The organism is Pseudomonas sp. PA15(2017) (assembly GCF_001945395.1).
In the GTDB taxonomy this organism is placed as follows: Bacteria; Pseudomonadota; Gammaproteobacteria; order Pseudomonadales; family Pseudomonadaceae; genus Aquipseudomonas.
Window position 1 is genome coordinate 99769 of sequence record NZ_MSXV01000011.1, and the last position, 25347, is coordinate 125115.

The following is a 25347-nucleotide window of genomic DNA, read 5'->3' on the forward strand; positions in this document are numbered from 1 at the left end:
TCCGTCCGAACACGCCTACAGCCGAGCCACACTCATGAGCCAAGAAAAAACCAATCAGTCCTGGGGCGGTCGCTTCAGCGAGCCCGTCGACGCCTTCGTCGCCCGCTTCACCGCCTCGGTGGAATTCGACAAGCGCCTGTACCGTCACGACATCATGGGTTCCATCGCCCACGCCACCATGCTGGCCAAGGTCGGCGTGCTGACCGACGCCGAACGCGATGCGATCATCGATGGCCTCGAGCAAATCCAGGGCGAGATCGAAGCTGGCAGCTTCGACTGGCGCGTCGACCTGGAAGACGTGCACATGAACATCGAAGCACGCCTGACCGACCGCATCGGCGTGACCGGCAAGAAGCTGCATACCGGCCGCTCGCGCAACGATCAGGTGGCCACCGACATCCGTCTGTGGCTGCGTGACGAGATCGACCTGATCCTGGCCGAAATCACCCGCCTGCAGCAGGGCCTGCTGGAACAGGCCGAGCGCGAAGCCGAGACCATCATGCCCGGCTTCACCCACCTGCAGACTGCCCAGCCGGTGACCTTCGGCCACCATCTGCTGGCCTGGTTCGAAATGCTTTCGCGTGACCACGAGCGCCTGGTCGACTGTCGCAAGCGCACCAACCGCATGCCGTTGGGTAGCGCTGCACTGGCCGGCACCACCTACCCGATCCAGCGCGAGATCACCGCCGAGCTGCTGGGCTTCGACGCCGTGGGCGGCAACTCCCTGGACGGTGTGTCGGATCGCGACTTCGCCATCGAATTCTGCGCCGCCGCGTCGCTGGCGATGATGCACCTGTCGCGCTTCTCCGAAGAGCTGGTGCTGTGGACCAGCGCGCAGTTCCAGTTCATCGATCTGCCGGATCGTTTCTGCACCGGCTCCTCGATCATGCCGCAGAAGAAGAACCCCGACGTGCCCGAGCTGGTACGCGGCAAGACCGGCCGCGTGTTCGGCGCTCTGACCGGCCTGTTGACCCTGATGAAAGGCCAACCGCTGGCCTACAACAAGGACAACCAGGAAGACAAGGAACCGCTGTTCGACGCCGCCGACACCCTGCGTGATTCGTTGCGCGCTTTCGCCGACATGATCCCGGCGATCAAGCCCAAGCACGCCATCATGCGTGAAGCGGCGCTGCGCGGTTTCTCCACCGCCACCGACCTGGCCGACTATCTGGTGCGCAAGGGCCTGCCGTTTCGCGACTGCCACGAAATCGTCGGCCATGCCGTGAAGTACGGCGTCGACAGCGGCAAGGACCTGGCCGAAATGAGCCTCGACGAGCTGCGCCAGTTCAGCGACCAGATCGAGCAGGACGTATTCGCCGTGCTGACTCTGGAAGGCTCGGTGAATGCTCGTAACCACATCGGCGGCACCGCACCGGCCCAGGTGCGTGCGGCGGTGGCACGCGGCCAGAACCTGCTGGCCACACGATGAGCGTTCCCGGCCGCCGGATTTCGGTGGTCGGCTGCTCCGGGGCGGGCAAGAGCACACTGTCGCGCCAACTGGCACGGCAGCTGGGCTACCGGCATATCGAGCTCGATGCGCTGTTCCATCAGCCCAACTGGCAACCGTTGCCCACCGAGCAATTCCAGCAGGCAACGCGTGACGCGCTGCACGGTGACGGCTGGATCGCCGAAGGCAACTATTCGGCGGTGCGTCCTCTGGTACGCGAGCGCTCGGACATGGTCATCTGGCTCGATCTGCCGCGCCACGAAGTCATGCGCCAGGTGATCTGGCGCACCTTGCGCCGGCTCGCGACGCGCGAGGAGCTGTGGAACGGCAATCGCGAGCGCTGGGGCAATCTCTTCAAACTCAACCCGAGCCAATCCATTCTGGCCTGGGCCTGGACGCGACACCCGGTGTACCGGCAGCGCTACAGCGAAGAAATGCGCAACGCGCCACCGTCCTGCACCTACCTGCGCCTGGACTCACGCCACGCCGTCGAGAATTTTCTGGCCAGCTTGCCGCACCGTTAAATTTCTATATCGGAAGACTTTCATGACCCTGAACATCCGCCCTGCCGTACGCGAAGACGCCGCGCTGATCCTGCGTTTCATCACTGACCTGGCCATCTACGAGAAGGCCGAGCACGAGGTGAAAACCGATGTCGCCGGCATCGAGAACAGCCTGTTCGGCGAGGGCAGCACCGCCCACGGTCTGATCGGCGAACTGAACGGCGAGCCGATCGGCTACGCCGTGTATTTCTTCAACTACTCGACCTGGCTGGGCAAGCACGGCCTGTACCTGGAAGACCTGTACGTCACCCCGCAGCAGCGCGGCGTCGGTGCCGGCAAGGCGCTGCTGCGCCACCTGGCCACGCTCGCGGTGGCCCGCGGTTGCGGCCGCTTCGAATGGTCCGTGCTGGACTGGAACACGCCCGCCATCGAGTTCTACGAATCGATCGGCGCCAGGCCGCAGAACGAGTGGATCGGCTATCGCCTGACCGGCGAAGCCCTGACGAGCTTCGCCGCTGGCTGACTCAACCGCCGAAACGCGCCTTCATGTGAGCCAGGAACGGCCCCATCAACGCGTCCTTATCGGCCGCGATGCGCTGCACGTGGGGGTTGCCTGCGAAGCGTTCGAGCAGCGCCCTGGCCTCGGGGAAATCACTCAAGAGGTCGATGGCGAACATCTTGTGAGCCACGGCGGCAGCCAGGTCGACGCTGTACAGGAGATACAGGTCGGCCAGGCTCAGGCGGTCGCCCGCCACATAGGGCGAGAAGGTGCCGAGACGCTTCAGCGAGTCGATACCGGCCAGCAGTTCTTCACGGGTCTTGGCCTGGATCGCCGGGTCGACCTGCAGACCGAAGAATGCCTGGGCATAGCAGGCACGGGCCGGCAGTTCAATGTACAGCTCGATGTGCCTGGCCAGCTCGCGTACCCGCGCCTGCTCGTAAGCATCGCTAGGTAGCAGCGATGAGCCCTGGCCCAGCGCCTCGAGGTATTCGAGGATCGCGGAAGTCTCGCTGATGTAGCCGTGCTCGCATTGCAGCACCGGCACCTTGCCGCGCGGGCTGATCGCCAGGAAGGCCTCGTCACGGGATGCGAAGACCTGCACTTCCTCGAACGGCAGACCCTTTTCCAGCAGGGCGAGCTTGACCATGTTGTAGTAGTTGCTGACGGCGAAACCATGGAGCCTGAGCATGGATACGTTTCCTCTGGTAGGCAGACCGGGCTCGGTCAGGGTTACACGCTAGCGGCATTGTCCACAGGCCGCCAGGGGCATTTTCGGACAACTGGCCGCCACCCATTACGACTGCTACCCTGCGCCCGCCCGACGTCGCCGACGATGCGTGGCGACGCCTGCGACCCGGCCTTTACCAACCCATGGACTGGAGTTTCTCCCATGAAGAATCTGTTCTTCTTCGACGCAATGCTCACCCCGAAAATCATCACGTTCGTTTACTGGCTGATGCTGCTCAGCGTGGCCGTGAGCAGCCTGACGATGATGTTCGGCGCCTACGGCAGCTTTCTCGGCGGCCTGGGCACCCTGATCGGCGGGGTGATCGGCGCACGGATCGGCTGCGAGCTGATGATCGTGCTGTTCAAGATCCACGAGAATCTGCAAAAGATCGCCAACCGTCCCTGACTTCAGGTGCAAGGCAGGCGACTCGGCTCAGCGCTGGATCGCCTGCCAGGCTGCGACGAATGCGCCGGCATTGTCAGCCACTTCGCCAACGCTCATGCCGGGCTTGTACAGCGCCGAGCCCAGCCCGAAGCCGCTGGCCCCCGCCGCTACGTAGTCGGCCATGTTCGCTGGCGTGATACCCCCCACCGGCAACAACGCGACGTCCTTGGCGAACACCGCGCGCCATGCCTTGACGATCTGCGGGCTGAACTGCTCGGCCGGGAACAACTTGAGCACATCGGCGCCTGCCTCCAGCGCGGCGAATCCCTCACTGGGCGTGGCCACGCCCGGCGCACTGAACAGCCCGGCACGCCGGCTCGCCTGGATCACCTGCGCATTGCAGTTCGGCGACACCACCAGCCGACCGCCCGCCTGCGCCACCGCCGCGACCTGCTCTGTGCTGAGCACGGTGCCGGCGCCGATCAACGCGCGATCGCCCAGCTCGGCGGCTAGCAGGGCGATGCTGTGCAGCGGCTCGGGCGAGTTCAGCGGGATCTCGATCACCCGGAAGCCGGCCTCGTGGAGCGCCAGCCCCACGGGGACGATTTCCTGGGGCGTCACGCCGCGCAGGATGGCGATCAGGGGCAGTTGCTGCAGGTACGCATCGGACATTGCAGACCCTCCTCGGGGCGTGATGGCGCCTGGGCGATGATGACCGCCAGACGCATTGTTCATGGCGATCGCCAACCCAGCTCGGCCGAGATGGCCTGGGCGCAGGTGATCACCTCTGGGCGCAAGGCCTGCAACCGAACCTCGGGCATGTAGGGCACGGCACTGGCAACGCTCAGGGCAGCGACGATCTGCCCGCCGGCTTCGCGTATGGGTGCAGCGACGCAGCGAATCCCCAGCTCGTTCTCTTCGAGATCGAAACTGAAACCACCGCTGGCGTAGTCGCACATCTGCTCGCGGAAGGTCGCCCAAGGCAGCGCATCGTCAGGCTGCGGTCGCTGCTTGTAGAGCATCAGCCACTCGCTCTCCGGCAGGTCGAGCATCAGCGACTTGCCGATGCCGGTCAGCGCCAACGGCATGCGCAGGCCGATGCGCGAGCGCATTTCCAGGCCACGGCTGCCCGGCAGTTTATCGATGTACAGCACCTCGGCGCCGTCACGCACGCCCAGGTGCACGGTGTCCTGGGTATGGCGCGCCAATCGCTCCAGGTGTGGCTGCGCGCGCTTGGCCAGCGGCATTTGCCCACGTGCCTTGTAGCCCAGCTCAATGAGCCGGGAACCGAGCTGATAGCCGCCGCTGCTGCCGCCCAGGGCGCGCAGGTAACCGGCCTGCACCAGGGCGGCGATCAGGCGATGAGTGGTACTGCGCGTACAGCCGATGGTCGCACCGATGTCGGCCAGGCTACTGGCGCCCTGGGCGACCGCATCAATGACGGCGAGACCGCGGAACAGCGCCTGGGCGCCTGCTGGCGCCTGTTTATCGTAGTGATCGGGCATGAGGTTCTCCAGACGGCCGACTGTAGCCGCGTCGAACTCAATTCTCAATATGAGAAACACACTCCCATATATCAGGACAAACTGGTGCAACGCGATTGTCGTGGTCAGCAGCCGACCGGCCTGTCTACACTGGCGCTTTATCCCGATATCTGGAACGTCCCATGAGCAGCGCCGACGAGCACGACGACGACACCTTCACCGAGAACACGCTGGTTCAGGCCATCGAGAATCAGCTGGAATCCGGCGAGCCGGCTTTCGCCCAGGCGGTGCTGAACAAGCTGACCCTGGTCGGCCACGAGCGTGAGGAAAGCGTGCAGATGATGGCCATGGTGCTGGCCCACGAAGTGGACGCCATGCTGCGCGACGACCGCCCCTTCGATGCCGAGAACTACGAGCGCCTGCTGCGCGCCCTGCCGACCTTGCCAGACGAAGCCTGACGCGCCGCGACAGCCAACCGTCTTCTTTCCTGCCCAGGGCGCTGCTATGGTTGCTCGAAGCCCCTGGGGATCAGCCTGGATGCGCGCTTCCACCCGCCTGCTCCTGCTCCTGTTGTTCGCCCTCAGCGCCATGACGCGGGCCGAGCAGGTGCTGCGCATTGGCGCCGAGGACGACTGGTATCCGTACACCGCCTACCGCGACGGCAGGATCCAGGGCCTGTCGGTGGATATCGTCGAGGCGGCCTTCGCGGCCAGCAATACGCCGGTGGAACTGGTGCCCTACCCGTATTCACGCTGCATGCGGATGACCCACGAGGGCTCTCTGGCAGCCTGTTTCAACACCGCACCGGATGAGCGCATCAGCGCCGATTATCTGATTCCCGACGAGCCGCTGTTCAGTGACGACATCCTGCTCTGGACCCGCCGCGATACGGCGCCGCCCGACGGCGAACCGCAAAATCTTGCCGGCCGCAAGGTGGCCGTGACCATCGGCTACGAATACGGCGCTCGCCTGGACAACGACCAGCAGGTGATCCGCATTCCCGTGCGACGCGACCTCAGCGGCTTTCTCATGCTGCAGCGCGGTCGGGTGGACTTCGTGGCCGCTTACCGCGGCACCGCCCAGGCGCTGTTCCGCGAGAACCCGCAATTGGAAGGACAGTTCGTGGCGTTGGAAACCCTCCACAGCCCGACGCTCTACCTGAGCTTCTCGCGGCGCGACCCGGCGGCCGCCGACCTGCTGAAGCGCTTCGACCAGGGCATGCGCAGCCTGCGCAAGGATGGTCGCTACCAGAAGATTCTCGAGCGCTGGCAGCACGCTCCGGCGAACTGTCGCCAGCTTGACTACACTTCGCCTGCGGGCCAGCCCCGCGACCCACGGCCAACGCCGTGCACGACAACAACAGGCAGGAGTCACCATGGTCTTTAACGCCGATCTGGTCGCCGAACTGGAAATTCTTTTGCTGTTCAATCTAGATAACGGCCAGGAGGGCCTGAAGATTCACCATGACGCCGCATCCTCCGCGGTCGCCGCTGCCGGGCGCCTGCACGACAAAGGTCTGATCACCCTCCCCGACGGCGGCTATCTCACCCGACTGGGCCACGAAGCTGCCGAACACGCGCAAAGCCTGCGAACCATCCTCACCACCGCCAAAGCGCTCTGACCGTTTGACCACGCCTGCCGCATGACGCGGCAGGTCCTTTCCCGACGGCCATTGCGAGCAGACACCACGCGCCTGTAGGCTTGCCTATCACCCGGCCGAGCCCGAGCATGACGCGCCACCTTCCCCTGCGACCCGATATCGATGACGGCATCGACCGCAAGGTGCTGACGCAGCTGCGCGCGCGCTTCATGCGCGTCAACCACGGTCGCCAGCAGCGCGCCATGCAAGCCCTGTCGACCCGCCAGCAACGGGTGCTGACGCTGTTGCCGCTGCTGTTTCACGTCAATCATCCGTTGCTGCCCGGCTACGTCTCGGCGCAGACGCCGGCCGGGCTGGCCGGCTTCGAACCCTCGGCCGAGCTGCTGGCCGAAGCCCAGCGCCTGACCCGCTCCTTCGCCTACAAGCCGTCGCGCGCTCCGGCGCCCACGCCCATCCATGGCCTGTTCCTGATGGGCAGCCTGGGTACCGTGGCCCAGGCCGAGCAGAGCGACATGGACCTGTGGGTCTGCCACGCCGACGATCTCGACGCGGGCGCCCGCGCAGCACTGCAACGCAAATGCGACCTGCTGAAGCGCTGGGCGGCCAGCCAGGGCGCCGAAGCGCACTTCTTCCTGATAGACCCCGAGCGCTTTCGCAGCGGCGCCCGTGAAGCACGACTGACCTCGGACGACTGCGGCACCACCCAGCATTTCCTGCTCCTCGACGAGTTCTACCGCACGGCGATCTGGCTGGGCGGGCGCATGCCGCTGTGGTGGCTGGTTCCGCCCAGCGACGAGCATCGCTACACCCATGTGACCGAAGCCTTGCTGAGCAAGCGCTTCATCCGCGCCGAGGACGTGCTCGACCTCGGCCACCTGGCCCAGGTACCGGCCGGTGAGTTTCTCGGCGCCGGCATGTGGCAGCTGTTCAAGGGCATCGAGTCGCCCTACAAATCGGCACTCAAGTTACTGCTCACCGAGGTGTACGCCAGTGAGCATCCCCAGGTGCGCTGCCTGTCGCTGCGCTTCAAGCAGTCGGTCTACGACGGTCTGCTCGACCTCGACAAGCTGGACCCCTACGTGCTGATCTACCGCCGCCTGGAGGAATACCTGCAGGCGCGCGGCGAAACCGAGCGCCTGGAACTGGTCAGGCGCTGCCTGTACCTGAAGGTGAACAAGAAGATCAGCAAGCCGCCGCGCCGCCGCGAAAAGAGCTGGCAGCGCCTGCTGCTCGAGCGGCTGACCGGCGAGTGGGGCTGGGGCGAACGCCAGCTGATCCTGCTCGACAGCCGCAGCCAATGGAAAGTCCGCCAGGTCGTCGCCGAACGCCAGGCGCTGGTCAACGAACTCAACTACAGCTATCGCTTTCTGTCGATGTTCGCGCGCAATCGCCCCAAGGGCGTGGCCGCCGATAGCCGCGACCTGGCCGTGCTGGGTCGGCGCCTGTACGCCGCCTTCGAACGCCGGGCCGGCAAGGTGGAATTCATCAACCCGGGCATCGCCCCGGAACTGGGCGAAGACACCCTGACCCTGGTGCATAACCCTACGCCCAAGGGCGAGCGCTGGGCGCTCTACAACGGCAGCCTGGGCGCCCAGGAATGGCACGATTTCGCACCATTGCGCCAGGCCCGCAGCCTGATCGAACTGCTTGCCTGGAGCCATCGCAACGGTGTGATCGACAGCGGTACGCACCTGTCGCTGTATCCGGGCGACAGCGACCTTACCGAGTTCGAACTCAGCCAGCTGCTCGGCTGCCTGGCCCAGGCCCTGCCGATGCCGCTGACCAGTGCGAGCGAGGTGGCCCTGGCGCGACCGCGCCGGCCTGTCGAGGAACTGCTGCTGGTCAACGTCGGCCTCGACCCGCTCAAGCAGCACAGCCAGATGAACGTGCACATGACCAGCGAGCGCACCGATCCGCTGGGCTATTCGGGCGTGCGTGACAACCTGGTGCTGACCCTAGACCGGATCACCCTAAACAGCTGGAACGAGTTGCTGGTCGAGCGTTACGAAGGCGCCACCGCCCTGCTCGACTGTCTGAGCGACGTGCTCAACGCACGCCCCGCTCGCGGTGAGCGCGCGGGCCCGCGTGTGTTCTGCTATTGCCGCAACCGCGCCGCGACCATCGTCGAGCGCGTCGAAGGCCTGCTGGACGAGCTGATCGACTGCCTCGACAGCGGCGAGCGGTCGCGCTACCTGCTGCAGATCGCCCGTCGCTACCACCTGCTCGACCTGTCACCCGGCAACGTCCGGCACAGCGTGCTGGAGGATATGCCCGCGCTGTTCGAGCACCTCGCCCAGGATCGCGCCGAGTACAGCGCACTGCGCCTGGACCACAATACGCTGGAAGGCGACGACCTGGCGTTGATCCTTGAAGCCGGACGCCCGGCGTGCATCCAGGTGTTCTACCGCCTGCATGAAACGGAAGGCCTGGCGCAGATCAGCGTGCTCGACGAGTGCGGCGCGCTATGGCGCAGCCAGGCGCCGTTCCATAACGAAACCAGCCTGCTCACGCCGCTGCACCGCTTCCTGCAATCGCTGCTGTACCGGCGCGGCACCGCCCAGGCCCTCGAAGGCCCGCAGCAACCGCTGGAGATCCTCTACCACCAACTGCTGCCGGCCGCCCCACTGCGTGCGCAGCGTCTGGAGCCCAGGCCGGCGCCGTTGAGCGAAGCCAGCCTGCCGTTCTATGACGTTCAGGCCATCGTCGAGCCGGGCAACGGCCAGCGTGCCTACATCAGCCTGTTCTGCAACCATCGGGAGTTTTCCGAGCTCGAACACGGTGAGCAGCTGTTCGCCAACGTGGCCCGACACATCCTCGCCCAGCGCAGCGAGCAGCAACCGTATCCGTGTTACATCACTGACCTCGATCTTTCCGCACTACTCGGCGACCGGCAGCCGTCGGTGGTTCATTACCTGCGCTACAAGGCCAGCCTCGAGGACGCGCTGAACGGCACACTGAGCGCGCCCAGACCTTATTGATAACAATTCTCATAATGAGCTAACATGCTCGCTCGCCGTAGCACGCCCGCTGTGCACGGCTTGCGGCAGTGCCAATCGTGCCTTCGACACCCAACCCCAAACTCGACCTGTACCTCACCCATCGGCTCGCCTTGGTGGACTACGCCGCCTCGCTGCTCAGTTGCCGCGCCCAGGCTGAAGATGTCGTGCAGGAAGCCTGGCTGCGCTTCAGCAGCCGCGACAGCGTCGACGCCGTGATCGAGCAGCCAGTCGGCTATCTCTACCGGATCGTCCGTAATCTGGCTTTCGACCTGAGCCGCCGCGACGCCACCGAGCGGCGCCAACCCGACGGCGATGACCTACTCGAGACGCTCTCCGACGACAAGCCGGGGCCTGAGCAACAGGCCAGCACCAGCGCCGAACTGCGTATCGTCAACGCCGCCCTGGCAGAGCTGGCACCTAGGGTGCAGCGTGCCTTCGAGATGCATCGGCTGGAAGGCCACACCCTGCAGCACATCGCCGCCGCCCTGAACATCTCCGTAGGCCTCGCCCACCAGTTGGTGCACCAGGCGTTGTGTCATTGCGCCGACCGGCTGGAGCAGGCCAATGGCTGATCTGAAAATTCGCGCGGCTGAGCCGTCCTTTGCTCGTAGGGGCACGTGTGTGCGAACCTTGCCCACCTTTCAGGACGATCCGAAACGACCATGACCGGCACCCTCACCCACACTGCACTGGACTGGCTGCTACGCATCCAGCAGAGCCCCGAGGATGCCGCGCTGCGTACCGAGCTGGCCGCCTGGCTGGCCATCGACAGCCGCCATGTGGAGGCCTACCGCAAGGCCCAGCGGGTCTGGCAGTTGACCGGCATGGCCCAGGCAGCGACAAGCCCGCCGGCCATCGAACACCCCCGCGCAACGACCGCCGACCTCGCGGCAGCAGCGGCTCCTGCTGCGCGCCCGCACCGCCCACGCCGACGTCGCTGGCCAGCCCTGTTGGCGGGTTCGCTGGCCGCCTGCCTGCTGGTGGTGATGACCCCGGACGCCTATCTGCGCTACCAGAGCGACTACCGCACGGGCGCTGGTCAGCAGCGCAGCATCGAACTGGACGATGGCAGCCGCGTACAGCTCGACAGCCAGTCGGCGATCGCCGTGGCATTCGACGGCAAGCGCCGCGAGGTACGCCTGCTCAGCGGCCAGGCGTTCTTCGAGGTAACCCCGGACAAAAGCCGTCCCTTCACGGTCGACGCGGACGACCTGCAGATCACCGTCACCGGCACCGCGTTCAACGTGGCCATGCGCCCCAGCCAATTGGCAATCGCCGTGCAGCATGGTTCGGTGCGAGTGGCCGAGGGCAGCGAGACTTTGGCCGATGCGCTGCACCCAGGCGACCGGCTGCAATGGCGCGGCAGCGGCCAGGTACTGCGCGACACGCTCCCAGTCAGCCAGATAGCCGCCTGGCAGCAAGGCCGACTGGTGGTGCGCGACGCTCGCATCGCCGAGGTGCTCGACGAATTGCGCCCCTACCTGCCTGGCAAGCTGGCGCTGCGTGACGCCGAGCTGGGCGACAAGCGCGTCACCGGTGTCTACGATCTGCGCAATCCGGATGCCGCCCTGCGCGCCGTCATCCAGCCCTATCAGGGGCGAGTCAGCACCTGGACGGCCTGGCTGCGAATCGTCGACCGCTAGGGTTTGAGCCGCTTGCGAGCGGCTTTTTCTAATCTCGAAAAAATAATTCGAATTTCTCTGAAAATTTTCAGCGCGGGCACGTCATTGCCTCGAACACGAATCGATACGGATTCGTATTAGCTTTCAGCTGGGCCTCTGGCCCGTTCGGGGAAGGTATGAACAAGCAGTCGCATCCCGCCATACATGCCAGGACACTGGGTAGAGCCATCAGCCTGGGCCTGCTCGGCCTGTGCAGCGCGCTGCCAATCAGCGTCAGCACAGCCATGGCGCAAGACGCCGCCAGCGCGCTGTTGCAGCAACAGCATACCTTCAACGTGCCCGCCCAGCCCCTGGCCGACGCCTTGATTGCCTTCGCACAGCAGAGCGGCTTGCAGGTCAGCGCCGAGCAACAGCTGGTCGGCCACCTGCGCAGCAAGGCGATCAAAGGGCAGATGAGTAGCGAACAGGCGCTTTCACGCCTGCTGGATGGCAGCAACGTGGGCTGGCAATACAGCCAGCAGGTGGTGATCTTTCATCAGTTGGCGAGCCAGAACGACGCTATCGAACTGAGCAACACGATAGTTCTGGGCAGGCCGGAGAACACCTTCCAGGGCGAGGCGGTGATTGACCGGCAAGCCATCGAAAACTTCGCGGGCGCCAATGGCGACCTGACCAGCATGCTCAAAATGCACCCTAGTGTACGTTTCGATACTAGCCAGCAGAGTTCCAACACTCCAGGTGAACTCAACCCGGCAGATATAAGCATCAACGGCGCGAAATTCTACCAAAATAATTTCATGATCGATGGCATCAGTATAAACAATGACCTCGATCCGGCGGCGAGTAGCGGCTCCCGGAACAACGTGCATAATCAATACGGACTGCCCAGCAATGCCTTTGGTATCGCTATCGACGCAGACCTATTGGAAGAGGTACGTGTCTACGACAGTAACGTGCCTGCCGAATACGGCAAGTTCAACGGCGGGGTAGTTGACGCCATTACCAGGCGCCCCAGCGAAGACTTCCACGGCAAAGTCTCGGCCAGCATGACCCGTTCGGAGTGGACCAAATACCATATCAACGGTGAGGTCATTAGCGACGAGGAATTCAAATACTCCAGCACCTACGCCAACCAACCGGAATTCAAGAAACTCACCACCCGGGTAATGCTGGAAGGTCACCTGACGGAAAACTTCGGGCTTATCGGCAACTTCGTACGCAAGACCTCTGAGATACCGCTGTATACCTTCGAGGGGGGCTTCGCCAGTGCCAGCGAGCCCGTCAAACGAAACCAGACGCGAGAAATAGAGAACGCCATGATCAAGGGTTTCTGGACGCCCGATGATCGCCTGGATCTGAGTTTCACGCTGATAAATGCCCCTGCAGAGAACGAATATTTCAGACAAAACACGCGAAATTCGGGCTTCCGCGTCGATCAGGGTGGGCGTACGGCACAACTCAAAACTGTCTGGCGGGGTGACCAGGCGACCTACACCAACAAACTTTCCTACAGGATGGTACAGAGCTCCCGTGACGCGGACTCAGCCTTTTATGTGCCTTGGCGCTGGTCCGATGAAAAGAACTGGGGAAACCCGTTTCGTAACGGTGTGCGCGATGCCAGGGCGGTAAGTGCCGATGGGGGCATGGGCGATCTGGAACAGCAGCAAACTGGCTTCGAGTACGGGTTCAAGGCGGATCTGCACAAAATCGATCTATTTGGTACAGAACACAAACTGACATTCGGCGCGGATATCAGCCGACAAAAGGCATCCTACGAGGTTCTCGAGGATACCTATGCAGCAGGATTACTGGCGACCAGAGCGGCCAATGCCAGTAGCTCCTGCGTGACGGCAAGCGGTCGGCAGGATATCACCCTGTGCTCTATCGCCAACAATGCCGCTGGTGAGCGCACACGCCAGTTCTTTCGCCAGATCAACTATGTGCAGGCTGGCAAGATCGAAGCCACGCAGACCGATTACAGCCTGTATGCGCAGGACGACATCCAGATAGGCCAGCTCAACCTGCGCCCTGGCTTGCGATTCGATGCCGACAACTATATGGACAAGAAAACCGTAGCGCCGCGTTTTGCAGCCAGCTACGACCTCTTTGGTGACAGCAGCAGCGTACTCAGCGGCGGTGCGAACCGTTACTACGGCCGCAACCTGTTCAAATATCGCCTTGCCGATGGCCGGGAGTCGCTGCGCTGGCGCATGAACAGGGCCGTGGCGACCGGAAATACCATCAGCGATTTCGGCGAAGCCATCAATTGGGGAGTCGATGAATCGGCGTTCCGCAAGATCGACATGCCCTACGACGACGAACTGATGCTGGGCTTCTCGCAACTGCTGGCTGGCGCACGCTTCGATCTCAAGTACGTACACCGCGATGGCAAGGATCAAGTGGTTCGCAGTCGCGCCAGCCGTCTTGGCCTGATACCGGGCAATGGAGCCGATACGATCGCCGATTACTACACCTACACCAATGCCGGAAAAAGCAACAACCAGACCATAACGCTGACGATTACGCCACAGGAGTTTCTGCGTGTGGCAGGCACCCTAACCAACGCCCAACTGGGCTTCGACTGGAGCCGTACGAAAAGCCCTCAGTCCACCTATGAAGCGGTGCTCACGGTGGACCAGCTCGCCGACAACGATGTGTACTACGACGGCAAGCTCATACCGTACAGCGAACTGCCAGCAGACAACTTCAACCGTCCCTGGACCGCACGTCTGAACACCGTTACCAACATCCCGGTGCTCAACCTTACGTGGAGCAACTTCTTCCGTTATCGGGGCGCTTACGAGCAGATCTACTCGACCAACAACATAACCATCGACGGTGACGTCTACGCCGCTTACACAAATAAACGAGTAGCTGGCGCGCCCACCTGGGATACACGCGTCAAATGGGAAATACCTACCTATCGGGAGCAGTCGGCTTACGTCGCCTTAGACATCACCAACGTGGCAGACAAGGTCAACAGTATTGTCAGCGATACTAACGGCACTGTCAGTTACGAAGTCGGCCGCCAATACTGGCTCGAAGTCGGCTACCAATTCTAAGAAGGCTCGCGCCCATGCATCCCGTGAAAACCCTTTTCACGGCACTGGCAGCGCTGCTGCTCGGTGCCTGTACGTCCCTGCCTGCTGGCGATACGCCGCTGCAGTGGCACCCCATGGTCATTCGTGGCGAGCTGCCCAACGGCCTGCGCTACAACCTGATCCCCGTCGACGAGCAAAGGGGCCGGCTGGATATGCGCCTGACGGTGCACGCCGGCTCGGTGGACGAGGCCGACGATCAGGTTGGTGTCGCCCATTTGCTCGAGCACCTGGTCTTCTACAGCCATGGCGGTGAACCGCTCGATGTACGCCAGCGCCTGCAGAAGGCCGGCTGGCAGCAGGGGCGCCACTTCAATGCGATGACCAGCTACGACCGTACCCAATACCTGCTCAGCCCGCCCGACGGCGTGCGCAGCAGCGAGCTGGCGCTGCAAACCTTGGCGAACATGGCCTTCGCTGCGGATTTCACCGCAGAGGACCTGCAACGCGAGCGTCCCATCGTCATCGAGGAATGGCGCGGCGGCCTGGGTGTGGCGCAGCGCATGAACGCCAAGCGCACCGCCGCCCAGCGCACCGGCTCGCGCTACCCCGCGCACCGCACCATCGGCAACCGCAAGGCCATCGAGCAGGCGCAGCTGGAGGCGCTGCAGGCCTTTCAGCAGCGCTGGTACCTGCCGAACAACATGGTGCTGAACGTCGTTGGCGACTTCGAGCCGCAGCAGCTGATCGCGCAGATCGAGCAGGCGCTCGCCAAGCCCCAACGCGGCGACGTGCCGAGTCGCGAGCACCTGGAGCTGCCACTGGACGACAGGCTGAAGGTGTTTCGCGCACAGGACAGCCAGAGCGGCAGCAACCAGGTCGCCCTGCTGTTTCGCTTCAGCCAGCTCGACAGCCGCGAGCAAACCCGTGCTGGCAGTCGTGATCGACTGATCGACCGTCTCGCGCTCAGCGTACTGTCACGTCAGCTACGTCGCCAGCCGCTGGATCAAAACCAGACCAGCAGCCTTACCGCCGTGAAGACCCAGATCGGCCGGGGTACTGGCGTGTTGGCCATCGCCGCAGCGGTCAAGGGCCAGCACCATGAGCAATCGCTGCAGACCCTGCTGCGCGAGCTGCAGCGGATCGATCGCCACCCGTTGCACGCCGCCGACGTACAGGCCGTGAAGGACGATATCCGCCGCATCGCCGAGCGCATGCTGAGCGATCCGGCGCCGCGGGATTTCGATGGCTGGGTACGCCAGCTCAATGACGCGACCATCGCCGAGCGCGTGCTGCAGGAACCCGAAGCCATCGCTCGTATTACCCTGGCCAACCTGGAAGTCATCGACGCGGACGATCTGCAGCGGCGCATCCATGGTTGGCTGGCCAGCCCGGATCGCGTGCTGCAGCTCAGTGCGCCAGGCGGAACGGCGCTGACGATGCCGACTGCCGCCAGCGTGCGCCAGCAGTGGTTGACCTTGTCTACCAGTGAACTGGCCGCGCCGCTGCCACCTGCCGCCCAGGCAGATGTCGTGATCCCCACGCTGACCAGCGCCCTGCCCCCGGGCCTGATCCTCGAACGGCGCCGCTTCGCCGCCGAGCGGGTCGAGCACTGGCAACTGAGCAACGGTGACCGCCTGGTATGGCTGCGCCGCCCCGGCGCCGACGGCAAGGTGCAGCTGCGGGTCGACTCCAGTGCCGGCTTTCGTTACCAGGGCGGGCTGCCCTGGCGCGCCCAGATCGCCAGCCAGTTGGCCCTGCAGACCGCGCCGAGCGGCTGGAGCGATGAACAGCTGAGCGCCTGGAAGAAACGTGAAGGCGTGCAGCTGTCCTTCGACCAGCAGGCCAGCCGCCTGCAAGCCCAGGGCAGTACCGAGCCACAGCGACTGGCCAGCCTGCTGGCCCTCTACCAGGCACGACAGACGCGCACCACCCTGGACGAGCAGGCCTATCGCGACAGCGTCGAACAACTGCGCGATCAGTTGCAGCGCCAGCGCGACAATGTGCGCAGCGAGCAGGACGCCACCTGGCGACGCCTCAAGCAGGGCCAGGACGACTGGCAGGCACCCACCGCCGAGGCGCTGAGCGCGTTGCGCCGCAGCCAGCTGGAGGCCGACTGGCAGCGCCAGGCCGCCGCCCCGGTGACCTACTACCTGATGGCCGACCTGCCCGCCGCCGAGCTGCAGGCGCTGGTCAGCCGCTACCTGGCCGCCATCCCGCGGGGCGATGCCTTGAACGCCACGCCCCTGGCGCGCCAACCCGGTCAGCGCCAGGCCTCGCTGGCCATCGCCCTGGAGCCACGCGCCAGCCTGTATGCCAGCAGTTTCAAGCCCCACGCCTGGAACCCCGCCGATGCCGCACGCATTGCCGCCCTGCGTGAAATCGCCAACGCCGAACTCAAGCAACGCCTGCGCGGCGATGCCACCGGCATCTACCGCCTGCGCTTCGACAGCGAACTGAGCCCCGAGCAGCAGCGCATCGACAGCGAGCTGCATTTCAGCAGCGCCCCACAACGGGCCGACGAGCTCTGGCAGCTGGCTCGGGAAACCCTGGCGGCGTTGCCGGAGGCGGTCACCGAACAGCGCGTGATGGTCCTGCGCCAGGAACTGACGCGCAAGGAAACCCAGCGTCGCGAAGACCCGGGCACCCAACTGCACCGGCTGGTGCTCAGCGAGCGGGCCTGGGGCGACCCACGCTACCTCAGCGAGCAAGCGCAATTGCCTGCTGCGCTGGAAACAGCGGCGATGCAACGCCTGGCCCGGCAGATCTTCCCGCCGGCCAATGAAGTACGCATGCAGGTATTGCCCGCCGAGGGCGCCGGCTCGTGAACACCTTGCGCCTGTTCTTCAAGCTGGCCAGGCCGTTCTGGGGCAGCCGCGCCGGCTGGCCGGGCTGGGCGTTATTGGCGCTGGCATTGGCCATGGGCGCCGGCCTGGTGCAGGTCAACGTGTACATCAACGAATGGAGCAAGACCTTCTACGACACCCTGGCGACCTTCGACGGCAAGGCCCTGATCGGCCTCATGGGCCAGTACGCGATCGCCATCGGCGTACTGATCGGCGCCATCGTCGCCAAGGACTGGTTCAACAAGGCGCTGATGCTGCGCTGGCGTCAGCACCTCAACGATCACCTGCTGGAACGCTGGCTGGGCGAGCGCCGCTACTATCGCCTGGGCCTTGGCGGCGAACCGGATCACCCGGATCAACGCATCGCCGAGGACGCCTACCTGCTGACCGAGAAGACCGTGGGCATTGTCGTCTCGCTGTTTATCAACAGCCTGCAGATCGGTGCCTTTGTCAGCATCCTCTGGCAATTGTCCGGCACCCAGACCTTCACCATCGCCGGCCATGAGCTGACCATGGACGGTTATCTGGTTTGGGCCGCGCTGCTATACACCGCCGTCGGTACCCTGCTCACCCACTGGCTGGGACATCCGCTGCACGGCCTGAACTACGAACGCCAGCGCAGCGAGGCGGCCTTTCGTACCGACCTGATGCGCAAGCGCGAACATGCCGAGCAAATTGCTTTGTATGCCGGCGAAAACGCCGAGCGGAAAAGTCTGGGGCTGCGCTTTGCGGCCATCGCCGACAACTGGCGCGGGCTGATGCGCCGGGAACTGAAGCTGGGGATCTTCACCGCGGGTTACAGCCGTGTCAGCAATATCGTGCCGGTCTTCATCGCCCTGCCGCTGTTTCTCGCCAAAACCATCACCCTCGGCGGGCTGATGCAGATTCGCAGCGCTTTCACCGCCGTCCAGGGCTCGCTGAGCTGGTTCATCTTCTCCTACCGCGACCTGGCTGAATGGAGTGCCACGGTGCAGCGCCTCGGCCAGTTCCAGCAGGCCATGGAGCACCTGCAACCGATCGACCTCCAGCACGGCGAAACCCTCAGCACCTGCGGGCTTGACGTGCTGCGGCCCAACGGCGAGCCGCTGTTGTGCGGCCTGGCCCTGCAGGCGCGTCCCGGCGAATGGCTGCGCCTGGCCGGTGCCAGCGGCCTGGGCAAGACCACCCTGCTGCGTACCCTGATGGGCCTTTGGCCGCACCACCGTGGCAGCTGGCAACTGCCCGGCGGGCGCAGCCTGCTGCTGCCGCAAAAGCCCTACCTGGCCAGCGGCCGGCTGGATGAAGCATTGGCCTACCCCGCGGCGCTGGTGCCGAACACCCTGGAATTGATTGGCGCCCTGCAGGATGTCGGCCTCGGCCATCTGACTAGCGAACTGGAACGGGAAGCCGAGTGGGGGCGTGAACTTTCCGGCGGTGAGCAGCAGCGCCTGGCCGTGGCCCGCGCGCTGCTCTACCGGCCCGATACCCTGTACCTCGACGAGGCCACCAACCAGCTCGACGAGCAGGCCGCCTGCGGGCTCCTCACGCGACTACGCGAACGCCTGCCAGGCTGCACGCTGATCGGCGTCAGCCATCAGCCGGCGGTGCAACGCCTGTTCGAGCGCAGTATCGATTTGCAGAAGTGTGGGGCCGCATGCAAGCCATTGGTACGGGACGCGACCACGGCCTGAGCGGATTGCGGGCCTCGTTGTGCGAGGCCCGGTCAATCGAGAAGCGACTCGGCAGCGGAACCAGCGCCGAGTCGCGCCGCTTCAGCGAGCGTATTCGCCAGCGGCTTCGGGCTGGTATTCGACTGCCAGCAGGGTCAGCTTGAGTTCCTTGCCGCCAGGAACCGGCCAATCGATGTGCTGGCCGACGCTCAGGCCCAGCAGGGCTGCACCCACCGGCGCAAGGACCGATACCTTGCCCTCGCCACCAGCGTCCTGGGGATAGACCAGGGTCAGGTGGTAGTCCTTGCCACTTCCTTCCTCTCGGCAATGCACGCGCGAATTCATGGTCACCACGCCGGCCGGAATCTGGTCGTGACCAACCACTTCGGCGCGATCCAGCTCGGTCTGCAGGGCCTCGGCGGTCGGACCGAAATCATCGAGGTCATCGAGCAGCTGCTCGAGGCGCTGCAGATCGAGACGGGTAATGGTGATGGACGGTGTGCTGGCCATGGTGCGGGCATATCTCCTTTGCTGGACGCCAAAAAAGCAAAACCCCATCGAGACGACGGGGTTTTGCAGAAACTGTTTTTGCAGAAGCCAAGCCGACCGTAACACAGCCACCCAAATAAACAAGAGCCGGGTCAGTCGAGGGCCAGACGCTGCTCGGCCAGGGCGCGGATGGCACGCCGGCGCTCGTCGCTGGCGTTGCCCCATTCGAGGATTTCCGCCAACAGCCGCCCGCAGCCCAGGCAGCGCTCGGCCTCGTTCAGGCAACAGCGCCGGCGGCAGGGCGAGGCCACCGCAACGGCGCCCGACGACGGCTCATCGCTATCTTCAGATTTCATCGAACTCGAGTTCGGCGCCGGCCTGTTCAGCGACGATGCGCTCGAGCATCTCGCTCAGCAGTTCGTCGCTGCTGTCGCAGATCCAGCGCTGGTTGTCCTCGTCATAATCGAAATGGAACCCGCCGGAGCGGGCCGCCAGCCACAGCTGACGCAGCGCCGGCTGGCGGCTGAAGATCAGTTGCGAACCATTGTCGAAACGCACCGTCAGCACGCCTGCGGAGTTCTCCAGATCGATGTCCAGGTCACTGTCGTCGAAGATGTCTTCCAGCGCCTGCTGCACGGCATCGACCAGGTCGTGAAAACGGGCTTCGCTCAAACTCATTGCACTTACCTCATGAAAAATTCAGTTGCATCGGAGCGACGCAAAGCATGGGCGCGTCGTTGCCAGCGCATGCCGGCAGGCCAGGGCAAAGGCCCGCCGGACGGGAACCCCGGCGCATAGGCAACATGCCGGGGGGTCGGTATACTCGGGGGCAATTATGCTTTATTACAAGGATTTGACCATGAAGCGGCTGTTCACTGCCCTCATCGCGCTCGTCGCCGTTACCACCCTGCTCGGCGGCTGCGGCCAGAAAGGCCCGCTGTACCTGCCGGATGATAACCAGTCCGCCTCCTCGCAAGACAGATAAGGGCCGCCCATGAACACCTTCGAATACCGCGACGGTTCGCTGTTCGCGGAAGGTGTGGCGCTGTCCGCCATTGCCCAGCGCTTCGGCACGCCCACCTACGTCTACTCGCGCGCTCATATCGAGGCGCAGTACCGCGCCTACGCCGATGCGCTGGCCGGCATGCCGCACCTGGTGTGTTTCGCGGTCAAGGCCAACTCCAACATTGGCGTGCTGAACGTGCTGGCGCGCCTTGGCGCCGGCTTCGACATCGTTTCCAGCGGTGAGCTGGAGCGCGTGCTGGCGGCCGGTGGCGAGCCGAGCCGGATCGTCTTCTCCGGTGTTGGCAAGAGCCGCGACGACATGCGCCGCGCCCTGGAAGTCGGCGTGCACTGCTTCAACGTCGAGTCCAGCGTCGAGCTGGAGCGTCTGCAGAAGGTTGCCGCGGAAATGGACGTCACGGCGCCCGTCTCGCTGCGCGTCAACCCGGACGTGGACGCCGGCACCCACCCGTACATCTCCACCGGTCTCAAGGAGAACAAATTCGGCATTGATATCGAGAAGGCCGAGGCGGTCTATGCTCGCGCCGCCGAACTGCCGAACCTTGAGGTGATCGGCGTCGACTGCCACATCGGCTCGCAGCTGACCACCCTCGAGCCGTTCCTCGATGCCCTGGATCGCCTGTTGCTGCTGGTCGACAAGCTGGCCGCGCGGGGCATTTTCATCAAGCACCTGGATCTGGGCGGCGGCCTCGGCGTGCAATACCGCGACGAGCAACCACCGCAGGCTGGCGACTACATCGCCGCCGTGCGCCAGCGCCTGGCAGGCCGTGACCTGGCCCTGGTGTTCGAGCCGGGCCGTTTCATCGTCGCCAATGGCGGCGTGCTGCTGACCCAGGTGGAATACCTCAAGCATACCGAACACAAGGACTTCGCCATCATCGATGCGGCGATGAACGACCTGATCCGCCCGGCCCTCTACCAGGCCTGGATGGAAGTCTCGGCGGTGCAGCCCCGTGAAGGCGAAGCGCGCCATTACGACCTGGTCGGGCCGATCTGCGAGACCGGCGATTTCCTGGCCAAGGAGCGTCAGCTGGTGCTCGAAGAGGGTGACCTGCTGGCCGTGCGTTCGGCCGGCGCCTACGGCTTCGTGATGAGTTCCAACTACAATACCCGCGGCCGCGCCGCCGAGGTGATGGTGGACGGCGAGCAGGCCTTTGAGGTGCGTCGCCGCGAAACTCTGGACGAGCTCTTCGCGGGCGAAAGCCGCCTGCCGGAGTGATGCCCATGTTATTGCGCTTTACCAAGATGCATGGCCTGGGTAACGACTTCATGGTTCTCGACCTGGTCAGCCAGCATGCCCACATCCAGCCCAAGCACGCCAAGCAGTGGGGCGACCGCCACACCGGCATCGGCTTCGATCAGCTGTTGCTGGTCGAGCCGCCGCAGCGCCCGGACGTGGATTTCCGCTACCGCATCTTCAACGCCGACGGCAGCGAAGTGGAACAGTGCGGCAATGGCGCGCGCTGCTTCGCCCGCTTCGTGCTGGACAAGCGCCTGACGGTGAAGAAGAACATCCGCGTGGAAACCAAGGGCGGCATCATCGAGCTCAACGTGCGTGCCGACGGTTTGATCACCGTGGACATGGGCGCGCCGCGCCTGGTGCCCGAGCAGATCCCCTTCCAGGCCGATGGCGAAGCGCTGAGCTATGCCGTCGAGGTCGACGGCAAGAATCACCAGCTGGCCGCGGTATCCATGGGCAACCCCCATGCGGTGCTGCGCGTCGATGATGTCGACAACGCGCCGGTGCACGAGCTGGGCGCGAAGCTGGAACACCATCCGCGCTTTACGCAACGGGTCAACGTCGGCTTTCTGCAGGTGATCGACCTTCAGCGTGGCCGCCTGCGTGTATGGGAACGCGGCGCCGGGGAAACCCAGGCCTGCGGCACCGGTGCCTGCGCCGCCGCCGTCGCGGCGATCCGCCAAGGCTGGATGAACTCGCCCGTGCAGCTGGAGCTGCCCGGCGGCAAGCTGCACATCGAGTGGGCAGGCCCCGGCCAGCCCGTTATGATGACCGGCCCCGCCGTGCGCGTGTACGAAGGACAGGTTCGCCTATGACTGACCAGCAGGATTCGCCCAAGCCCCTGGACTCGGAAACGGTCGCGGCCTACCTGCGCCTGCACCCCGAGTTCTTCATCGACCATGACGAGCTGATTCCTGAACTGCGCATTCCGCACCAGCGCGGCGATACCGTGTCGCTGGTCGAGCGTCAGGTCAAACTGCTGCGCGAGCGCAACATCGAGATGCGCCAGCGCCTGTCGCACCTGATGGATGTGGCCCGCGACAACGACCGGCTATTCGACAAGACTCGCCGGCTGGTGCTCGACCTGATGGACGCCAGCAGCCTCGAGGAAGTGGTCAGCTGCGTGGAAGACAGCCTGCGCCGCGAGTTCCAGGTGCCGTTCGTGGGGCTGATCCTGTTCAGCGATACGCCGCTGCCGGTCGGCCGTAGCGTCAACAGCGCCGAGGCGCACCAGGCCATCGGCGGCCTGCTGGCCGGTGGCAAGACCATCTGCGGCGTGCTGCGCGAGCACGAGCTGAAATTCCTGTTCGGCGAAGCCGGTGCGGACGTCGGCTCCGCGGCGGTGGTTGGCCTGTCCCATCAGGGGCTGCACGGCGTGCTGGCGATTGGCAGCGCCGATGCGCAGCATTACAAGAGTTCCTTGGGCACGCTGTTCCTCGGCTACATCGCCGAAGTACTGTCGCGCGTGCTGCCACGCTTCTCTGCGCCGCTGCGCTCGGTACGCTAGAAGCAGCGGTGAGCCGCAGACTACAGGCGGCAGGCCCGAAACGATGAGGCATTGGAGATATGACGCTTGTGCCCAACGCCTGCAGCCTGCAGCTTGAAACCGCTTTATCCGCCTACCTCGAACACCTGCGCAGCGAACGGCAGGTGTCGGCTCATACCCTGGATGGCTACCGCCGCGATCTTGCCAAGCTGCTCGCCTATTGTGAGCAGGAAGGGCTGGCCGACTGGGCGGCGCTCGACACCGCCCGCCTGCGCCGCCAGGTGGCCCGCCTGTACAAGGATGGCCAGTCGGCACGCAGCCTCGCACGCCTGCTCTCGGCCACCCGCGGCCTGTACCGTTACCTGATTCGCGAAGGCCATTGCCACCACGACCCGGCAACCGGCCTGACGCCGCCCAAGGGCGAGCGCAAGCTACCCAGGGTGCTGGACGTGGACCGCGCCACCCAATTGCTCGACGGCGCCCAGGAAGACGACTTCATCGCCCGCCGCGATCACGCCATGCTCGAGTTGTTCTATTCATCCGGCTTGCGCCTCTCGGAGTTGGTCGCGCTGAACCTCGACTGGCTCGATCTGCCCGCCGGCCTGGTGCGCGTCACCGGCAAGGGCAGCAAGGTGCGCGAGCTGCCAGTGGGCAGCAAGGCCCGTGAAGCCCTGCAACAATGGCTGCCGCTGCGGGCATTGGCCAACCCGGCCGATGGCGCGGTATTCATCAGCCGCCAGGGCCGGCGCATCGGTGCCCGCGCCGTGCAGTTGCGGGTACGCCAGGCGGGCGTCAGCGAGCTCGGCCAGCACATTCATCCGCACATGCTGCGCCATTCGTTCGCCAGCCATATGCTCGAGTCGTCCCAGGATCTGCGTGCGGTACAGGAACTGCTCGGCCATGCCGACATCGCCACCACGCAGGTCTATACCCATCTGGACTTCCAGCACCTGAGCAAGGTCTACGACAGTGCTCACCCACGGGCCAAGCGCCGCAAGGAACAGGACTCATGAGCATTCGCCTGATCACCTTCGACCTCGACGATACGCTGTGGGACAACCGCCCGGTGATTCTCGCTGCCGAGGCCGCCATGCGTGACTGGATCAGCGCCCACGCACCGCGTCTGGCGAGCCAGCCGGTGGATCACCTGGGGCAGGTTCGCGGTCGCCTGCTGGAGGCCGAACCCAACCTGAAGTATCGCCTCAGCGAGCTGCGCCGACGCACCCTGCGCCACGCGCTGGAAGGCGTCGGCCATAGCCCAGACGATGCGGCGCAGCTGGCCGAAGGCGCCTTCCAGGTGATGCTCGAGGCACGCCACGCCATCACCTTCTTCAGCGATACCGTGACCACCCTGGAGCTGTTGGCCAACCAGTACAGCCTGGGCGTGATCACCAACGGCAACGCCGACGTGCGTCGCCTCGGCCTGGCGGACTACTTCAGCTTCATCCTCTGCGCCGAAGAACTGGGCGTTGGCAAACCTGACGCCAAACCATTCCAGGAAGCACTCGCCCGCTCAGGCATGCGTGCCGAACAGGCAGTGCATATCGGCGACCACCCCGGCGACGATATTGCCGGCGCCCAGACTGCCGGCTGGCGTGCGGTGTGGTTCAACCCCGAGGGCAAGACCTGGGCCGGTGAGAAAGAAGCCGACGCGCAGATTCGCAGCCTGGGTGAGCTGCCGGCGCTGCTGCAGCGCTGGGCCTCGATGACTTGAGAAGGGTTGGGCAAAGCCCAATCGACTGATTTCGGCACTGATGTGCACCGGGTCGTCGAGCCTGCGTAAAGGTGCTGTGACGGGAGACAAACTCGTGGGAGCGGCTTCAGCCGCGAGGCTTTCGGTCTCTTCAACATTGATCGCGGCTGAAGCCGCTCCCACATCGCCTGCTCGTTCAGCTCGTGTTTTCCCTGAACATGGCAGCCGCCACAAACGCAAAAGCCCGCCTGGAAGAGGCGGGCTTTTGCATTCAAATCCAGCGTTCGCGTCAGATGGGGCGACTGCCGTACTTGCTGTCAGGCTTCTTGGGCGGATCGGATACGACGTTGGGCTCCACTTCCTGAACCTTGCCACCACGGGACAAGAACTCTTCCATGGCGCGCGCCAGCGCATCGCGTTCCTTCTGCTTGGCTTCTACGCTCGGCAGCTCCTCGACTTCAACGGCCTTCTTGGCTTTGCCCTTGGCGGGCGCTGCGCTATCGGACTCGCTGTCGTCATCGGCAACATCACCATCAGCGGCCGCCAGCTCCTCGCCATCGTCCTCGTCTGCGCCTTCCAGTTCGTCTTGTTCCAGTTCTTCGTCGCTCATGTTCA

The 25347-nt window shown here is 64.5% G+C and carries 26 protein-coding genes; 19 read left to right on the plus strand and 7 right to left on the minus strand.

Annotation, left to right across the window (positions count from 1 at the left end; translation table 11 throughout):
* Positions 1 to 34 precede the first annotated feature (34 nt).
* From argH to BVH03_RS05400, 3 genes are read left to right on the plus strand one after another with little or no spacing between them, the layout of a single operon-like run.
* Positions 35 to 1429: an argininosuccinate lyase gene (argH, locus tag BVH03_RS05390; protein ID WP_075960219.1), complete on the plus strand. Its 1395-nt coding sequence runs from the start codon at positions 35 to 37 to the stop codon at positions 1427 to 1429.
* Positions 1426 to 1971: a shikimate kinase gene (locus tag BVH03_RS05395; RefSeq protein ID WP_075960220.1), complete on the plus strand. Its 546-nt coding sequence runs from the start codon at positions 1426 to 1428 to the stop codon at positions 1969 to 1971. The genes argH and BVH03_RS05395 overlap by 4 nt, the downstream gene beginning before the upstream one ends.
* A gap of 22 nt (positions 1972 to 1993) precedes the next feature.
* Entirely contained in the window at positions 1994 to 2473 is a 480-nt protein-coding gene (locus BVH03_RS05400; RefSeq protein WP_075960221.1) for a GNAT family N-acetyltransferase, read from the plus strand.
* A 1-nt stretch (position 2474) separates the two neighbouring features.
* On the opposite strand, the gene BVH03_RS05405 is transcribed toward BVH03_RS05400, so the two are convergent.
* Positions 2475 to 3140, minus strand: a complete 666-nt coding sequence (locus BVH03_RS05405; RefSeq protein ID WP_075960222.1) for a glutathione S-transferase family protein — start codon at positions 3138 to 3140, stop codon at positions 2475 to 2477.
* A gap of 201 nt (positions 3141 to 3341) precedes the next feature.
* Here BVH03_RS05405 and BVH03_RS05410 point away from each other — a divergent pair, with 201 nt between their 5' ends.
* Positions 3342 to 3584 (plus strand): DUF4282 domain-containing protein, encoded by a 243-nt coding sequence (locus tag BVH03_RS05410; protein WP_075960223.1) that lies wholly within the window; start codon positions 3342 to 3344, stop codon positions 3582 to 3584.
* A gap of 27 nt (positions 3585 to 3611) precedes the next feature.
* Here BVH03_RS05410 and BVH03_RS05415 read toward each other — a convergent pair whose 3' ends face one another.
* Positions 3612 to 4235 carry a 2-dehydro-3-deoxy-6-phosphogalactonate aldolase gene (locus tag BVH03_RS05415; RefSeq protein WP_075960224.1) on the minus strand — a complete coding sequence of 208 codons (624 nt, stop codon included), beginning with the start codon at positions 4233 to 4235 and terminating at the stop codon, positions 3612 to 3614.
* Positions 4236 to 4294: 59 nt separating this feature from the next.
* The gene (locus tag BVH03_RS05420; protein WP_075960225.1) at positions 4295 to 5068 is read right to left on the minus strand and encodes an IclR family transcriptional regulator; all 774 of its coding nucleotides are present in this window, start codon (positions 5066 to 5068) and stop codon (positions 4295 to 4297) included.
* A 161-nt stretch (positions 5069 to 5229) separates the two neighbouring features.
* Here BVH03_RS05420 and BVH03_RS05425 point away from each other — a divergent pair, with 161 nt between their 5' ends.
* The 9 genes from BVH03_RS05425 to BVH03_RS05465 all read left to right on the plus strand — a co-directional run bounded on the left by BVH03_RS05425 (position 5230) and on the right by BVH03_RS05465 (position 18822).
* On the plus strand, positions 5230 to 5505 hold the full coding sequence (locus tag BVH03_RS05425; protein WP_075960226.1) for a hypothetical protein: 276 nt from the start codon (positions 5230 to 5232) through the stop codon (positions 5503 to 5505).
* 79 nt (positions 5506 to 5584) lie between these two features.
* On the plus strand, positions 5585 to 6433 hold the full coding sequence (locus BVH03_RS05430; RefSeq protein ID WP_075960227.1) for an ABC transporter substrate-binding protein: 849 nt from the start codon (positions 5585 to 5587) through the stop codon (positions 6431 to 6433).
* Positions 6423 to 6668: a TIGR02647 family protein gene (locus tag BVH03_RS05435; RefSeq protein ID WP_075935642.1), complete on the plus strand. Its 246-nt coding sequence runs from the start codon at positions 6423 to 6425 to the stop codon at positions 6666 to 6668. The genes BVH03_RS05430 and BVH03_RS05435 overlap by 11 nt, the downstream gene beginning before the upstream one ends.
* A gap of 107 nt (positions 6669 to 6775) precedes the next feature.
* Entirely contained in the window at positions 6776 to 9625 is a 2850-nt protein-coding gene (locus BVH03_RS05440; RefSeq protein ID WP_075960228.1) for a class I adenylate cyclase, read from the plus strand.
* Between the two features lie 77 nt (positions 9626 to 9702).
* Complete coding sequence (locus BVH03_RS05445) at positions 9703 to 10218, plus strand: sigma-70 family RNA polymerase sigma factor (RefSeq protein WP_075960285.1); 516 nt, start codon at positions 9703 to 9705, stop codon at positions 10216 to 10218.
* 90 nt (positions 10219 to 10308) lie between these two features.
* The gene (locus BVH03_RS05450) at positions 10309 to 11289 is read left to right on the plus strand and encodes a FecR family protein (protein ID WP_075960229.1); all 981 of its coding nucleotides are present in this window, start codon (positions 10309 to 10311) and stop codon (positions 11287 to 11289) included.
* Positions 11290 to 11444: 155 nt separating this feature from the next.
* A complete protein-coding gene (locus BVH03_RS05455) occupies positions 11445 to 14330 on the plus strand; it encodes a TonB-dependent receptor plug domain-containing protein (RefSeq protein WP_083640000.1) in 2886 nt (961 codons plus the stop codon).
* 14 nt (positions 14331 to 14344) lie between these two features.
* On the plus strand, positions 14345 to 17134 hold the full coding sequence (locus BVH03_RS05460; RefSeq protein ID WP_075960230.1) for a M16 family metallopeptidase: 2790 nt from the start codon (positions 14345 to 14347) through the stop codon (positions 17132 to 17134).
* Positions 17131 to 18822: an ABC transporter ATP-binding protein/permease gene (locus BVH03_RS05465; protein WP_075960231.1), complete on the plus strand. Its 1692-nt coding sequence runs from the start codon at positions 17131 to 17133 to the stop codon at positions 18820 to 18822. Before BVH03_RS05460 ends, BVH03_RS05465 begins: the two co-directional genes overlap by 4 nt.
* A gap of 81 nt (positions 18823 to 18903) precedes the next feature.
* Here BVH03_RS05465 and rnk read toward each other — a convergent pair whose 3' ends face one another.
* From rnk to cyaY, 3 genes are all read right to left on the minus strand, one after another.
* Entirely contained in the window at positions 18904 to 19311 is a 408-nt protein-coding gene (gene rnk, locus BVH03_RS05470; RefSeq protein WP_075960232.1) for a nucleoside diphosphate kinase regulator, read from the minus strand.
* A gap of 131 nt (positions 19312 to 19442) precedes the next feature.
* Positions 19443 to 19646: a DUF1289 domain-containing protein gene (locus BVH03_RS05475; protein WP_075960233.1), complete on the minus strand. Its 204-nt coding sequence runs from the start codon at positions 19644 to 19646 to the stop codon at positions 19443 to 19445.
* Positions 19636 to 19968 (minus strand): iron donor protein CyaY, encoded by a 333-nt coding sequence (gene cyaY / locus BVH03_RS05480; protein WP_027903921.1) that lies wholly within the window; start codon positions 19966 to 19968, stop codon positions 19636 to 19638. The genes BVH03_RS05475 and cyaY overlap by 11 nt, the downstream gene beginning before the upstream one ends.
* 181 nt (positions 19969 to 20149) lie before the next feature.
* Between cyaY and BVH03_RS05490 the strand changes: the two genes are divergently transcribed.
* From BVH03_RS05490 to BVH03_RS05515, 6 genes are read left to right on the plus strand one after another with little or no spacing between them, the layout of a single operon-like run.
* Positions 20150 to 20275: a lipoprotein gene (locus BVH03_RS05490; RefSeq protein WP_074885553.1), complete on the plus strand. Its 126-nt coding sequence runs from the start codon at positions 20150 to 20152 to the stop codon at positions 20273 to 20275.
* A gap of 9 nt (positions 20276 to 20284) precedes the next feature.
* A complete protein-coding gene (lysA, locus tag BVH03_RS05495; RefSeq protein ID WP_075960234.1) occupies positions 20285 to 21532 on the plus strand; it encodes a diaminopimelate decarboxylase in 1248 nt (415 codons plus the stop codon).
* Positions 21533 to 21537: 5 nt separating this feature from the next.
* A complete protein-coding gene (gene dapF / locus BVH03_RS05500; RefSeq protein WP_075960235.1) occupies positions 21538 to 22368 on the plus strand; it encodes a diaminopimelate epimerase in 831 nt (276 codons plus the stop codon).
* On the plus strand, positions 22365 to 23060 hold the full coding sequence (locus BVH03_RS05505) for a DUF484 family protein (protein ID WP_075960236.1): 696 nt from the start codon (positions 22365 to 22367) through the stop codon (positions 23058 to 23060). Before dapF ends, BVH03_RS05505 begins: the two co-directional genes overlap by 4 nt.
* Positions 23061 to 23119: 59 nt before the next feature.
* Complete coding sequence (xerC, locus tag BVH03_RS05510; protein ID WP_075960237.1) at positions 23120 to 24052, plus strand: tyrosine recombinase XerC; 933 nt, start codon at positions 23120 to 23122, stop codon at positions 24050 to 24052.
* Complete coding sequence (locus BVH03_RS05515) at positions 24049 to 24753, plus strand: HAD family hydrolase (RefSeq protein WP_075960238.1); 705 nt, start codon at positions 24049 to 24051, stop codon at positions 24751 to 24753. The genes xerC and BVH03_RS05515 overlap by 4 nt, the downstream gene beginning before the upstream one ends.
* A 268-nt stretch (positions 24754 to 25021) precedes the next feature.
* Here BVH03_RS05515 and sutA read toward each other — a convergent pair whose 3' ends face one another.
* Positions 25022 to 25342, minus strand: a complete 321-nt coding sequence (gene sutA, locus BVH03_RS05520; RefSeq protein WP_070885922.1) for a transcriptional regulator SutA — start codon at positions 25340 to 25342, stop codon at positions 25022 to 25024.
* Positions 25343 to 25347: the final 5 nt, after the last annotated feature.

Coding starts and splice junctions, on each gene's coding strand:
- argH (WP_075960219.1), top strand. CDS start 35: ATGAGCCAAGAAAAAACCAATCAGTCCTGGGGCGGTCGCTTCAGCGAG.
- BVH03_RS05395 (WP_075960220.1), top strand. CDS start 1,426: ATGAGCGTTCCCGGCCGCCGGATTTCGGTGGTCGGCTGCTCCGGGGCG.
- BVH03_RS05400 (WP_075960221.1), top strand. CDS start 1,994: ATGACCCTGAACATCCGCCCTGCCGTACGCGAAGACGCCGCGCTGATC.
- BVH03_RS05405 (WP_075960222.1), bottom strand. CDS start 3,140: ATGCTCAGGCTCCATGGTTTCGCCGTCAGCAACTACTACAACATGGTC.
- BVH03_RS05410 (WP_075960223.1), top strand. CDS start 3,342: ATGAAGAATCTGTTCTTCTTCGACGCAATGCTCACCCCGAAAATCATC.
- BVH03_RS05415 (WP_075960224.1), bottom strand. CDS start 4,235: ATGTCCGATGCGTACCTGCAGCAACTGCCCCTGATCGCCATCCTGCGC.
- BVH03_RS05420 (WP_075960225.1), bottom strand. CDS start 5,068: ATGCCCGATCACTACGATAAACAGGCGCCAGCAGGCGCCCAGGCGCTG.
- BVH03_RS05425 (WP_075960226.1), top strand. CDS start 5,230: ATGAGCAGCGCCGACGAGCACGACGACGACACCTTCACCGAGAACACG.
- BVH03_RS05430 (WP_075960227.1), top strand. CDS start 5,585: ATGCGCGCTTCCACCCGCCTGCTCCTGCTCCTGTTGTTCGCCCTCAGC.
- BVH03_RS05435 (WP_075935642.1), top strand. CDS start 6,423: ATGGTCTTTAACGCCGATCTGGTCGCCGAACTGGAAATTCTTTTGCTG.
- BVH03_RS05440 (WP_075960228.1), top strand. CDS start 6,776: ATGACGCGCCACCTTCCCCTGCGACCCGATATCGATGACGGCATCGAC.
- BVH03_RS05450 (WP_075960229.1), top strand. CDS start 10,309: ATGACCGGCACCCTCACCCACACTGCACTGGACTGGCTGCTACGCATC.
- BVH03_RS05455 (WP_083640000.1), top strand. CDS start 11,445: ATGAACAAGCAGTCGCATCCCGCCATACATGCCAGGACACTGGGTAGA.
- BVH03_RS05460 (WP_075960230.1), top strand. CDS start 14,345: ATGCATCCCGTGAAAACCCTTTTCACGGCACTGGCAGCGCTGCTGCTC.
- rnk (WP_075960232.1), bottom strand. CDS start 19,311: ATGGCCAGCACACCGTCCATCACCATTACCCGTCTCGATCTGCAGCGC.
- BVH03_RS05475 (WP_075960233.1), bottom strand. CDS start 19,646: ATGAAATCTGAAGATAGCGATGAGCCGTCGTCGGGCGCCGTTGCGGTG.
- cyaY (WP_027903921.1), bottom strand. CDS start 19,968: ATGAGTTTGAGCGAAGCCCGTTTTCACGACCTGGTCGATGCCGTGCAG.
- BVH03_RS05490 (WP_074885553.1), top strand. CDS start 20,150: ATGAAGCGGCTGTTCACTGCCCTCATCGCGCTCGTCGCCGTTACCACC.
- lysA (WP_075960234.1), top strand. CDS start 20,285: ATGAACACCTTCGAATACCGCGACGGTTCGCTGTTCGCGGAAGGTGTG.
- dapF (WP_075960235.1), top strand. CDS start 21,538: ATGTTATTGCGCTTTACCAAGATGCATGGCCTGGGTAACGACTTCATG.
- BVH03_RS05505 (WP_075960236.1), top strand. CDS start 22,365: ATGACTGACCAGCAGGATTCGCCCAAGCCCCTGGACTCGGAAACGGTC.
- xerC (WP_075960237.1), top strand. CDS start 23,120: ATGACGCTTGTGCCCAACGCCTGCAGCCTGCAGCTTGAAACCGCTTTA.
- BVH03_RS05515 (WP_075960238.1), top strand. CDS start 24,049: ATGAGCATTCGCCTGATCACCTTCGACCTCGACGATACGCTGTGGGAC.
- sutA (WP_070885922.1), bottom strand. CDS start 25,342: ATGAGCGACGAAGAACTGGAACAAGACGAACTGGAAGGCGCAGACGAG.